Source organism: Psychrobacillus sp. L4 (assembly GCF_042944905.1).
Lineage (GTDB): Bacteria > Bacillota > Bacilli > Bacillales_A > Planococcaceae > Psychrobacillus.
The window spans coordinates 650,726-663,946 of the sequence record NZ_CP168496.1 but is presented as its reverse complement, the minus strand read 5'-3'; the positions used below and the strand labels follow the sequence as shown (position 1 = coordinate 663,946).

The window sequence follows — 13,221 nt, the reverse complement described above, 5'->3', positions numbered from 1 at the left end:
ATAAAAATAAATAAAATGAAATTAATAGTAAAGGAATGGATCCCAATTGTTTATTATATAGGAAAACAGTAAGTAGTAGGAGTACGATAATGACCATTATGTGAATTACTATTTTCATGTCATTTCTCCTTTACTACTTAGTCAAATTTACCTTGGCATATTTGTGTCCAAATTTTACTCTTGCGCAATAGCTCGTCGCAGAAAACAGTGCATTGAGCTTGCTTGATGAATTCCTTTACAAAATTTGTGACATCCGCCGGGGTGCTCTAACCTTATTCAGCAGAAGCCTCTGACTTCTGCTGAATAAGGTTAGTTTCATTATACAAAAAAACAGGAAATAAGTGTTCCGATATTACCTCGGAACACTTATTTTTTTACATATTTCGTCGGTATTGCCCACCAACCTCGTAAAGAGCGTTCGTGATTTGTCCAAGACTTGCTTTCTGAACCGTTGTCATTAGCTCTTCGAAGATGTTACCACCAGTTACCGCTACTTGTTTTAGACGAGCGAGTGCTTCCTCTGCTTCATTTGCATGTTTTTGTTGGAAGTTTTGGAGATTTGTAATTTGTGTTTCTTTTTCTTCTTTCGTTGCACGAGCAAGTTCCATATTATCAATGTCCTCTGCAGAAGCAGGATTTGGATTCAAGTATGTGTTCACACCGATAATTGGTAGTTCGCCAGTGTGTTTTTTCATTTCATAGTACATGGATTCTTCTTGAATTTTTCCGCGTTGGTATTGTGTTTCCATTGCACCAAGCACGCCACCGCGGTCATTTATTCGATCAAATTCAGAAAGAACTGCTTCTTCGACAAGGTCCGTCATTTCTTCGACAATAAATGCTCCCTGCAGTGGATTTTCATTTTTCGATAATCCATGTTCTTTTGTAATAATCATTTGAATGGCCATTGCACGACGAACGGATTCTTCTGTCGGTGTTGTGATTGCTTCGTCATATGCATTTGTATGAAGCGAGTTACAGTTGTCTTGCAATGCCATCAACGCTTGAAGTGTTGTGCGAATATCATTAAAATCGATTTCTTGCGCATGAAGACTTCTACCTGATGTTTGAACATGGTATTTCAGTTTTTGACTTCGATCATTCGCACCATATTTGTCTCGCATTACGACAGACCAAATGCGACGAGCAACGCGGCCAATTACCGTGTACTCTGGATCCAAACCATTCGAGAAGAAGAACGATAAATTAGGTGCAAAGTCATCAATATTCATACCGCGACTCAAGTAGTACTCCACGTATGTGAAACCATTTGAAAGTGTGAACGCCAGCTGGGATATTGGATTAGCTCCCGCTTCTGCAATATGATAACCAGAAATGGATACCGAATAATAATTACGAACTTTTTGGTCAATAAAATATTGTTGAATGTCACCCATCATACGTAAGGCAAATTCTGTCGAGAAAATACACGTATTTTGACCTTGATCCTCTTTTAATATATCTGCTTGAACCGTTCCACGAACTACTTGCAACGTTGCGGTTTTCACTTCTGTAAATTCTTCCACAGTCAGGGTGCGACCAAGTTTTTCTTCTTGAATGCGAACTTGCTGATCGATTGCTGTATTCATGAACATTGCTAAAATTATTGGAGCAGGTCCATTAATCGTCATCGATACAGATGTTGATGGCGCACATAAATCAAAGCCATCATATAGCTTTTTCATGTCTTCTAACGTACAAATGCTTACGCCAGATTCGCCGACTTTTCCGTAAATATCTGGGCGATGATCTGGGTCTTCTCCGTAAAGTGTTACGGAGTCAAACGCAGTAGAGAGACGTTTTGCATCATCGTCTTTGGATAAATAATGGAAACGTCGATTGGTACGTTCCGGTGTACCTTCTCCAGCAAACTGACGCTTTGGATCTTCCCCTTCGCGTTTGAATGGGAAAACTCCGGCTGTATAAGGGAATGAACCAGGTACATTTTCTTTATACACCCATCTTAATATTTCACCATAATCTACGAATTTAGGAAGAACAACTTTTGGAATTTTTAAACCTGCCAAGCTTTCTGTACGAAGGATTGTGCGAATTTCTTTATCACGAACCTTCGTGACAAATTCATCCCCAGCATACGCTTCTTTTAAAGCTGCCCAGTTTTCCAATATTCGCTTTGATTCCGCTGTTAACTCATCCCGAATTCCATTCGCTAATGATTCCAGTGATTGAACTAAAGCATCATTCGCAGCTTTTTCTTTCACCGTCTCCATTGCTCCTTCTAATTGGAACAATCTTCTCGCGAAAGACACTTGTTCATCGGACTTTTTATGGTATCCCCGAACGGTATCTGTAATTTCACGCAAGTAATAGCGGCGATCATTTGGAATGATGACGTTTTGCTTTTGCGTTTTCACAAATTGTTCATACGAAGTTTCCCAGTTAGTACCTGTCTTTTCATTCAACACATCAACTAAAGCTGCAAATAAAGAATTGGTACCTTTATCATTAAATTGGCTTGCAATTGTTCCGTAAACGGGCATTGTATCTAAATCATCATGCCATAGCTCGCGACTGCGTTGATATTGTTTTTGAACTTGTCGAAGTGCGTCTTCTGAGCCTTTACGTTCGAATTTATTGATGACAATTAAATCTGCATAGTCAATCATGTCGATTTTTTCTAATTGAGATGGTGCCCCGAACTCGCTTGTCATCACATACATCGAAACGTCCGATACGTTTGTAATTTCCGCGTCCCCTTGCCCAATACCACTTGTTTCTACAATGATTAAATCGAAACCAGCTACTTTTACAACATCCAATACATCTGCAAGTGCACCTGATAATTCGGTACGAGATCCACGTGTCGCTAAGCTACGCATAAATACTCGTTTATTGAAAATTGCATTCATACGAATTCGATCTCCAAGTAATGCTCCACCCGTTTTTTGTTTCGTCGGATCAATCGATAGTACGGCTATTTTTTTGTTAGGTAATTCATGTAGGAAACGACGAATTAATTCGTCTGTTAAGGAACTTTTTCCCGCTCCTCCAGTACCTGTAATTCCTAAAACAGGAGTGCCTTTTGATATTGTTCTTGCTTGTTCAATCATTATTTTCACTTCAGCGTCTTTTGTTTGATGTGCTTCTTCAGCAATTGTGATTAAATGAGCAAGTACCTCTGGATTTTCAGTAGAAACCGTTTCTATTTCATTTTGTGCTCCGGAAGCTTTTGTCGGTACATCACATTTTACTAACATCCGATTGATCATACCCTGAAGGCCCAGTTTGCGACCGTCTTCAGGTGAGAAGATACCAGAAATTCCGTATTCTTGTAGTTCTTTTATTTCTTTCGGAATGATTACTCCACCACCACCGCCATATATGCGAATATGAGGTGCGCCGCGTTCTACGAGTAAGTCCTTCATATATTTAAAATACTCAACATGCCCTCCTTGATAGGAAGAAATTGCGATCCCTTGTACATCTTCTTGAATAGCAGCATTCACGACTTCTTCTACAGAACGGTTATGGCCTAAGTGAATTACCTCTGCTCCACTTGCTTGTAAAATGCGACGCATAATATTAATCGAAGCATCATGACCGTCAAATAGACTAGATGCCGTGACAAAACGAACATGATTTTTTGGACGATATACTTCTACAGTTGACATGTTGTTCCCCCTTCTTTTAGATAAAACTTATTTCCCCATCCCATTGAGTACAAATTCTATTTGTAGTTCTGTAAATTGTTCAAGCGTATATTCCTTTCGCAAAGCCCATCTTCTAAATGCCCACATTTGTCCTTGAACGACAATTGTATGCGCATAAAGGTTTGTTTGCGCTTCTGTTAACCTTAGTTCCCCATTTTGTACACAGTCAACAAGAATTTTTCGGAAAATATTAATCATCTCTAGCTCTTTATTCAAAACGTATTCTAGTGCACCTTTTGGTAAAGATTTGGATTCTTGATACATCACAACGAATTCATCTTGCATATCATCAATTACCTGATAATAGTGGCGGATTGCCGTTTTCAAGTCTTCAATTGTGCCATTTTGTGCGGTAATTTGGGATAGTTTGTCATGCACTTCATTGTAAATACTATCGCAAACTAAATAGAGTACATCTTCCTTCGTACGAATATATTCATAAAGTGTTCCGATACTAAAGCCTGCTTCTTTTGCGATTTCTCTCGTTGTCGCTCGGTGGAAGCCCTTTTCTTTGAATAAAGTGACAGCTGCACGAATCATTTGGTGACGCCTTTTTTCGATCAGATTTTCATCTTTGACAGATGTCTTCACTTCATGCTTTTTTTCCATCGGCATCTACTACTTTGTTAGCATACGAGAAATAACGAGACGTTGAATTTCTTGTGTGCCCTCGTATATTTGTGTGATTTTTGCATCGCGCATAAAGCGTTCCACTGGATAATCTTTTGTATAACCATACCCACCGAACACTTGAACCGCTTCTGTCGTCACTTTCATCGCTGTATCGCCAGCCATCAGTTTCGCCATCGCAGATTCTTTGCCGTAAGGAAGCCCATTGGATTCCAACCATGCCGCTTGGTACGTAAGTAAACGAGATGCTTCTGTAGAAGTTGCCATATCCGCTAGTTTGAAAGATATCCCTTGGTTCGCAACGATTGGTTTGCCGAATTGCACGCGTTCTTTAGCGTATCCAACTGCTGCATCGAGTGCACCTTGTGCGATACCAACTGCTTGAGCAGCAATGCCATTACGTCCACCATCTAATGTTTTCATTGCGATAATGAAGCCTTCTCCTTCTTCCCCAAGAAGATTTTCTTTTGGTACACGGCAATTATCAAAAATAATTTCAGTCGTAGGCGAAGAACGGATTCCTAATTTCTTTTCTTTTTTCCCAACAGAGAATCCAGGGAAATCAGCTTCTATGATAAATGCGCTTGTACCTTTATGTTTGGATTCTGGATCAGTTACTGCAAATACGACATAGATATCCGCGATTCCACCATTTGTAATGAAAATTTTAGAACCATTTAGTACATAATGATCGACATCTAATTTAGCAGTTGTTTTCATGCCACCTGCGTCAGAACCTGAACCCGCTTCCGTTAAACCGTATCCACCGATTTTCGTTCCCTCAGCCATTGGACGAAGGTATTTTTGTTTTTGCTCTTCATTGCCGTATTTGAAAATCGGCCATCCAGCAAGTGAAGTATGTGCAGAAAGCGTTACACCTGTTGAAGCACAAACGCGGGATAATTCTTCTACCGCGATACAGTATGCAAGATAATCAGAACCGATTCCGCCATATTCTTCTGGCCAAGGAATACCTGTTAATCCTAGTTCCGCCATTTTGTCAAAAATTTCACGGTCAAAGCGTTCTTCTTCGTCACGTTCTGCAGCTGTTGGCCCTACTTCGTTTTCTGCAAAATCACGTACCATTTTACGAATCATTTCATGCTCTTCTGATAGTTGGAAATTCATTGTTATCCCGCCTTTATAGTTTGTTTTATTAAGTATCCGCTACTAGAATTTCTTTTAATTCGTTAGATGCTTACTAATTACGATTTTTTGGATTTCACTTGTTCCTTCGTATATTTCTGTAATTTTGGCGTCACGGAAATAGCGTTCTACTGGATAATCTTCCGTGTAACCGTATCCGCCGAATACTTGGACTGCTTCAATTGCGACATCTACCGCTGTTTTCGAAGCAAATAATTTTGCCATCGAAGCTTCTTTTCCACAAGGGAGTCCTTTTTCGCGAAGGCTCGCTGCCCGGTAAACAAGAAGTCTAGACGCTTCTACCGCTGTGCCCATATCGGCAAGCTTGAAGCCTATTCCTTGGTTTGCAGCAATTGGCTTACCAAATTGCACACGCTCTTTTGCGTATCCAACCGCTGCTTCAAACGCTGCTTCTGCAATTCCGAGTGCCTGCGTAGCGATTCCAATACGACCAGTATTTAAGTTCGCCATCGCAATTTTAAATCCTTCGCCTTCTTCACCTAGTCTATTTTCAACAGGAATTTTCATATCTTCGAAGGTGATTTGCACAGTTCTAGAACCATGCAAGCCCATTTTCTTTTCATCTTTTCCGACAATAAAACCTGGTGTTTCCTTTTCCACGATGAATGCAGAAATTCCTCTTGATCCTTGGGATGGATCTGTTGAAGCAAACACGATGTTCACATCTGCCTCGCCACCATTTGTAATAAATACTTTGGACCCGTTTAATACGTAATGGTCGTCTTTCTTAATTGCTTTCGTTCTCAGTGCTCCAGCATCCGATCCTGCAGATTGTTCTGTTAAACAAAATGCGCCTAAGTATTCACCAGTTGCAAGCTTTGGAACGTATTTATTTTTTTGCTCTTCATTGCCAAAATAAAGGATTGGGTTCGTGCCAACAGATGTGTGAACGGAAAGAATTACGCCAACAACAGCACTTACTTTTGATAGCTCATTAATCGCGATTACGTAGCTTGTAAAATCCATTTCTGCTCCGCCGTATTTTTCTGGTACAGTTATTCCCATTAACCCAAGTTCGCCCATTTTTTTAATGATCTCACGAGGGAACTCCCCTTGTTCCATTCGTTCAATATAAGGTTCGATTTCTGCTTTTGCAAAATCCCGCACCATATTGCGCATCATTAATTGTTCTTCTGTGAATTTCAATTCCATTTTAAAAGCCCCTTTTTCCCTTAAAAACCCGAATGGTTCAACTTACAATCAGTGGGATAAAGCACCCCTGATTGAAGTTTCACTTTTACTCGTATTAACGGGCAGTAAGACTCCCACTTCTACGCTTTTTTAACGGGAAGAATAAGTGGGAGTCTAACAGCCCGTAAAAACCCGAATGGTTCAACTAACAATCAGTGGGATAAAGCACCACTGTTTGAAGTTTCACTTTTACTCGTAGCTGTAGAAGCCTCGACCTGATTTCTTGCCTAACCAACCTGCTTTAACGTATTTTCTAAGCAGTGGACATGGACGATATTTGCTGTCCCCAAAACCTTCGTGCAAAATTTCCATAATGTACAAACAAGTATCTAAGCCAATAAAGTCAGCTAGTTGAAGTGGCCCCATGGGGTGATTCATACCCATTTTCATCACATCGTCGATTGCTTCTTTTGATGCAACACCTTCATAAAGCGTGTAAATTGCTTCGTTGATCATCGGCATTAAAATACGGTTGGAAACGAAACCTGGGAAGTCATTTACTTCCACTGGTGTTTTACTTAATTTAATCGTCATTTCTTCAATTGCTGTATATACATCATCGGAAGTTGCTAATCCGCGGATAATTTCTACAAGTTTCATCACTGGCACCGGGTTCATAAAATGCATACCGATTACTTGCTCGGGACGATTCGTTGCCGCTGCTATTTCCGTGATTGGTAAAGACGAAGTGTTCGTTGCCAAAATAGCATGTCTTGGCGTTATTTCATCCAGTTGTTTGAAAATAGATTGTTTGATTTCCATGTTTTCTACTGCTGCTTCGATGACTAAATCCACATCATTTGCGTCTTCGATGGAAAGTGATTTTGTAATTTTGCTAAGAACTGCTTGTTTTTCTTCTTCTGTCATACGACCTTTTTCAACGTTACGTGACAAGTTTTTCGTAATTGTTTGAATGCCGCGATCGTAAAATAGTTGTTCACGGTCATTTAATTTCACTTCAAATCCAGCTTGTGCGCAAACTTGTGCAATTCCAGATCCCATTTGACCTGCTCCGATTACCATTACTTTTTGAATTGTCATGCGTTGCTTCCCCCTGTTTTTGGAACTTCGATCATAATAGCGTCTCCTTGCCCGCCACCCGAACAAATTGCCGCTACTCCAATACCACCACCACGGCGTTTCAATTCGTATGCAAGTGTTAATATGATGCGAGCTCCAGATGCTCCAATTGGATGACCAAGCGCTACTGCACCGCCGTTTACATTTACTTTTGCTTCGTCTAGACCAGCGATTTGGCTACTTACTAGTGCAACAGCAGCAAATGCTTCATTTATTTCAAATAAGTCTATTTCATCTAGTGATTTCCCAGTTTTACCAAGTAATTTATTGATTACTATACCTGGTGTTTGAGGGAAATTTTCTGGTTCAATTGCTATTTCAGCGTGACCTAGCACGTATGCAAGTGGCTCTTTTCCAAGCTCTTTTGCCTTTTCTTCATTTGTTAGAACTATTGCACAAGCCCCGTCATTTATTCCTGGTGCGTTCCCTGCAGTAATCGTTCCATCGCTACCAAATGCTGGTTTTAATTTCGCAAGTGATTCGATTGATGTATCTCGGCGAGGTGCTTCGTCTTCATTTACGATGATTGGATCACCTTTTCGTTGTGGAATTTCCACTGAGACAATTTCTTCTGCAAAAATGCCGTTGTCTATTGCTTTTAATGCAAGGTCATGACTTCTAAAAGACCATTCATCTTGCTTCTCACGAGAAAGTTCAAATGATTCTGCCGTCGTATTTCCGTAAGTCCCCATATGCACATGCTTTGGATGGAATGAACAAGAAAGTCCGTCATAGACCATGCCATCCACCATTTGCGCATCTCCCATACGAAGTCCGAATCTGCCTTTTGGTAAATAATAGGGAGCATTCGACATTGATTCCATTCCACCAGCAACGATGATTTCTTCGTCTCCAAGACGAATTAATTGATCTGCAAAACTGACGCTTCTCATACCTGACGCACATACTTTGTTAATCGTTTCGGTTTTGACTGACCATGGAATACCTGCTTTTGTTGCTGCTTGTCTAGAAGGAATTTGCCCTTGCCCTGCTTGTAAAACAGTTCCCATAATTACTTCATCAACTTCATCAGCAGGTACTCCTGCACGAGACAAAGCTTCTTTAATTGCAACTCCACCAAGATCAGAAGCCGTTAAACTACTAAGCGCTCCTCCAAATTTCCCAAAAGCTGTACGTGCGCCATCCAAAATAACTGTCTTTGTCATACTAGCCACCCCTTTGTCTGATATGTATGCGCTTTCAACATAAATAAAATAAAAAATGTTACTGACTGAACGCTCGCTCGATTTCATTTGTTAGAAAAAAGGGAGCTTTTACACTCCCTTACTATTAACACTAGTTTACGAAACTATCACTTTAATTGCAATATAATTATGTCTATTTATTGAACAACTGATTCCTCTTCAACTGGTGGAATGAACTCTCCGAAAACAGATTTTTCAAGAAGCTCTGCAATGTCATAAGTGCCGACTGTTTCCTCTACTTCCTTCGCTTTCGTACCATCCGATAGCATCGTTAAGCAATACGGACATCCAGAAGAAATGATAGTTGGGTTTACTTCTAGCGCTTGTTCTGTACGAGCAACGTTTACACGATTTCCAACATGCTCTTCCATCCACATTAGGCCTCCGCCTGCTCCACAGCACATTCCTGTTTCGCGGTTACGATCCATCTCTACTAATTTCACACCCGGAATTGCTTTCAACACTTCACGTGGTGCGTCGTATACATCATTATATCGACCTAAGTAACAAGAGTCGTGGAATGTAATGGTTTCTTCCACAGTGTATTGTGGTTTCAAGCGCCCAGCTTGCACTAGATCATAAAGCATTTCAGTATGATGAAGCACTTCTCCGCTCCAACCGAAATCGCTGTATTCATTTTTAAAGATATTATATGCATGCGGATCAATTGTGACGATCTTTGTTACGCCTGCTTTTTCAAACTCGGAGATATTGTTCGACGCTAGCTCTTGGAATAAGAATTCATTTCCTAGACGACGAGGTGTGTCTCCTGAGTTCTTTTCTTTATTGCCAAGAATGGCGAACTTCACTCCAGCTTCGTTCATCAAATGTGCAAAAGCTAAAGCGATTTTTTGTGAACGATTATCGAACGACCCCATCGAGCCAACCCAGAATAAGTATTCAAATTCTTCTCCAGCTTTCGATACTTCTTTTACTGTTGGGATGTGCACTTCTGGACGTGCATCTCTCCAGTTTTCTTTCTCTTTACGATTCAAGCCCCATGGATTTCCTTGGCGCTCAATATTCGTCATAGCTCGTTGTGCATCTGGATCCATTTTTCCTTCCGTCATCACTAAGTAGCGACGAAGATCAATAATTTTATCCACATGTTCATTCATAACTGGACATTGGTCCTCACAGTTACGGCAAGTTGTACAAGCCCAAATTTCTTCTTCCGTGATTACGTCTCCGATTAGTGATGGACTATAAATGTCTTCGATTACGGCACCTTCAGCACCAGCAGCCATCGCAAGTTGGTTTCCTTTTGTTCCTTGAAAAGCAAGTGCTGGCACCCAAGGTTTTGTCTTTGTTTCTACTGCTCCGGTAAGTGTTAAATGATCACGAAGCTTTACGATTAAGTCCATTGGTGACAGCATTTTACCTGTTCCCGTTGCTGGACACATATTTGTACAACGACCACATTCTACACATGCGTATAAGTCGATCATTTGTGCTTGTGTAAAATCTTGTATGCGACCTACACCAAACGACGGCATTTCTTCTTCATCTGCCTCTTCGTCTTCTTCCGCTTCAAAATTGATCGGACGTAATTTTCCAACATTGTCTAAACGGTGGAAGTAAACGTTTGCAGGACCAGTTATTAAGTGGAAATGCTTTGATTGTGGTACATATACTAAGAATGTTAATAGGAAAAGCAAATGTGCCCACCACATTATATAGAAAACTACTGCGGCTGCTATTGGTGGTATAAAACCAAATATTGTGCCAATTGAGGATGCAATCGGCTCAGTCCACACTGCATCATGGCCATGCCAAATCATTCCCATTCCATTACCAACTAAAACAGAAACCATTAACCCCCCGATGAAAATAAGCACTAGCCCATTTTTCCATCCGCGTTTTAGGCGTACTAATTTTTCAATATAGCGTCGGTAGAATGCCCACACAACCGCTATTAAAATAATAAATGTCACGATTTCTTGGAAAAATGTAAACGCTGGATACACAGACCCTAGTGGCAAATGTGAACCAGGTGCTAACCCTTTCCAAATAAAATCGAGTGCCCCAAATTGAACTAATAAAAAACCATAGAAGAACATTACATGGATTGCTCCACTTTTCTTATCTTTTAATAGCTTCTTTTGGCCGAAAACATACACCCAAATTTTGCGAAGTCTTTCCTTCACATTGTCTTCAAATTCAACTTTTTTCCCTAGTTTGATATATGCATACCTTGTTTTCAATAAATATGCGAACAATCCGATTGCGTACAAAGTAACTGCTACAAACAGCACCCAGTTTGTGATTAATAATGGACTCATCTTATTTCTCCCCCTTTGAGTTGTAAAATGACGTGTTACCGATAGAATACCATTTGGCTAGTAGAATGATAAAGAAGTAATTTTAATATTAAAACTGAATGAGCATTCAGTCAACATCAATTTATTCTTATGTGTTCGAGATTGATTATAATGGCAGAAAGTTTCTTTGGGAATAGGGAAGTTGTTTCAGAAATTAAAAAAGTTGTTTCAGCGTGGATGGAGATAGAGAATTTTAAATTGGGATTATTCTCTATTTGGAGAGTATTTCTCATGATAAAGAGCTATCTTCATGTGAGATAGCTTGCTATTTTTAATTGAAGAATATTCACTCGGAATTATTTTCCATTAAAAGTTACTATACGGCAAAGAGAGACCAATTTCACCATATAAGCAACCAATTTACTCGCTTTAGCAATCAATTCGTCGCTAACAACGACCATTTCTCATAGTAAAGAGCTATCTTAATGTGAGATACCTCGCTATTTTTAATTGAAGAATATTCACTCGGAATTATTTTCCATTAAAAGTTACTATACGGCAAAGAGAGACCAATTTCACCATATAAGCAACCAATTTACTAACATCAGCGACCAATTCATTCGTATGAGCAACCAATTCGTCGCTAACAGCAACCATTTCTCAAAGTAAAGAGCTATCTCAATGTGAGATAGCTCGCTATTTTTAATTGAAGAATATTGGCTTGGAATTATTTTCTATTAAAAGTTACTATACGGCAAAGAGAGACCAATTTCACCTTATAAGCAACGAATTTACTAACATCAGCGACCAATTCGTCGCTAACAGCAACCATTTCTCATAGTAAAGAGCTATCTCAATGTGAGATAGCTCTTTAATCAGTTAATTTCTTCAAAATACTCTCCAAATAGCTGTTTTGCTTCTTCTATTTGATCAATCGAAACGCCAAGTAACACGGAAGTTGCTGGACCTGCGGATTTCAAAATGTCCCAGTCGTTCAGATTACAGTTTAATCCTAGTCGCTGGCATTCCTCTTTTATTCCAGCAGAACCAACTGGCCATATACGCTTCACTAGTCCACTAGTGATTCCGGTCCAGATTTTCTTTATGTCCGCAATTTTTCTTAATTCCATGAGTACTTCATCACCGACGCATGGTTTTCCGTATACATACCATTTACATGCCGTATCACTTTCTCTTTTGCGCTCACCAATCATCGTTACGGCCATTGCGGATTGTAACGTATCCATGTTGGATTCGGTACTTCCGGTAATCTCAGGGCAAGGCTGCTCTAACTCATAAAATAATTTCTCTATCCCGGCACTATACTTTTCCCAGCTTTTATTGCCTGAAAAGTTATGCACGACAATGGAGATGGGAATTGCTCCAGCAGCCCATTGCTCCACCAGGGCGACTCTTGCTGCAAAATAAGCAACAACTTCATCATTAACGCGTACAACATCAGCTGCTTTTTCACCAATCGCTGCTGAATTATCGGTTGTGACGACAAAACCATTTGGCAATAAAACCGCATTACGCATGGGTTTTCACTCTATCCATTACGCGCACAACTACTGGAAAGACAATCATTGCGATTCCAGCATTCAAAATGGTTGCAATAGTAATCTCGGGTAATACAGTAACAAAAAATGCCTTTGAAATGATCCAATAAAACGGAAGTGTTGCAAGCACACTATTGGCAAATATAAAAAATATCCATTTCCATACATGCAACCCCGCTTTATGAAGTTTCGTAAACACGAATAAAATCAAAAACATTTCACCAGCAATCAATACATGCAATGGTCCTAAAGGAAATCCTGCATAAAGAGACGAGGATAAATGACCGATCATAGAAGCAGCTCCTGCGTAAACAGGAGGTAAAAATGCAGCCGATACAAGTGCTGGAACGGTATCAAGTGCTGCACTTCCAATACCTACTGGAATTTTCACGAATGCACCAATTGTACATAATGCTGCAAACATTGCTGCGAGCGTTAGTAAACGAAGCTTCATTGC

At 40.0% G+C, this 13,221-nt stretch carries 9 protein-coding genes; all 9 read right to left on the bottom strand.

What is annotated here, in order from left to right; genetic code table 11:
* Positions 1 to 374: 374 nt before the first annotated feature.
* The 9 genes from icmF to ACEPXG_RS03175 all read right to left on the bottom strand — a co-directional run bounded on the left by icmF (position 375) and on the right by ACEPXG_RS03175 (position 13,218).
* Positions 375 to 3,632 carry a fused isobutyryl-CoA mutase/GTPase IcmF gene (gene icmF / locus ACEPXG_RS03215; RefSeq protein ID WP_391207456.1) on the bottom strand — a complete coding sequence of 1,086 codons (3,258 nt, stop codon included), beginning with the start codon at positions 3,630 to 3,632 and terminating at the stop codon, positions 375 to 377.
* A gap of 27 nt (positions 3,633 to 3,659) precedes the next feature.
* Entirely contained in the window at positions 3,660 to 4,280 is a 621-nt protein-coding gene (locus tag ACEPXG_RS03210) for a TetR/AcrR family transcriptional regulator (RefSeq protein ID WP_391207454.1), read from the bottom strand.
* Positions 4,281 to 4,289: 9 nt separating this feature from the next.
* Positions 4,290 to 5,429 (bottom strand): acyl-CoA dehydrogenase, encoded by a 1,140-nt coding sequence (locus ACEPXG_RS03205; protein WP_391207452.1) that lies wholly within the window; start codon positions 5,427 to 5,429, stop codon positions 4,290 to 4,292.
* A gap of 54 nt (positions 5,430 to 5,483) precedes the next feature.
* The gene (locus ACEPXG_RS03200; RefSeq protein WP_391207450.1) at positions 5,484 to 6,620 is read right to left on the bottom strand and encodes an acyl-CoA dehydrogenase; all 1,137 of its coding nucleotides are present in this window, start codon (positions 6,618 to 6,620) and stop codon (positions 5,484 to 5,486) included.
* A 228-nt stretch (positions 6,621 to 6,848) separates the two neighbouring features.
* Positions 6,849 to 7,700 (bottom strand): 3-hydroxybutyryl-CoA dehydrogenase, encoded by an 852-nt coding sequence (locus tag ACEPXG_RS03195; RefSeq protein ID WP_391207448.1) that lies wholly within the window; start codon positions 7,698 to 7,700, stop codon positions 6,849 to 6,851.
* Entirely contained in the window at positions 7,697 to 8,905 is a 1,209-nt protein-coding gene (locus ACEPXG_RS03190) for an acetyl-CoA C-acetyltransferase (RefSeq protein ID WP_391207446.1), read from the bottom strand. The genes ACEPXG_RS03195 and ACEPXG_RS03190 overlap by 4 nt, the downstream gene beginning before the upstream one ends.
* A 176-nt stretch (positions 8,906 to 9,081) precedes the next feature.
* Positions 9,082 to 11,226 (bottom strand): (Fe-S)-binding protein, encoded by a 2,145-nt coding sequence (locus ACEPXG_RS03185; protein ID WP_391207444.1) that lies wholly within the window; start codon positions 11,224 to 11,226, stop codon positions 9,082 to 9,084.
* An 854-nt stretch (positions 11,227 to 12,080) separates the two neighbouring features.
* Complete coding sequence (locus ACEPXG_RS03180; protein ID WP_391207443.1) at positions 12,081 to 12,743, bottom strand: hypothetical protein; 663 nt, start codon at positions 12,741 to 12,743, stop codon at positions 12,081 to 12,083.
* Positions 12,736 to 13,218, bottom strand: coding sequence for an ECF transporter S component (locus ACEPXG_RS03175; protein WP_391207441.1), 483 nt, complete (start codon positions 13,216 to 13,218; stop codon positions 12,736 to 12,738). The genes ACEPXG_RS03180 and ACEPXG_RS03175 overlap by 8 nt, the downstream gene beginning before the upstream one ends.
* Positions 13,219 to 13,221 lie beyond the last annotated feature (3 nt).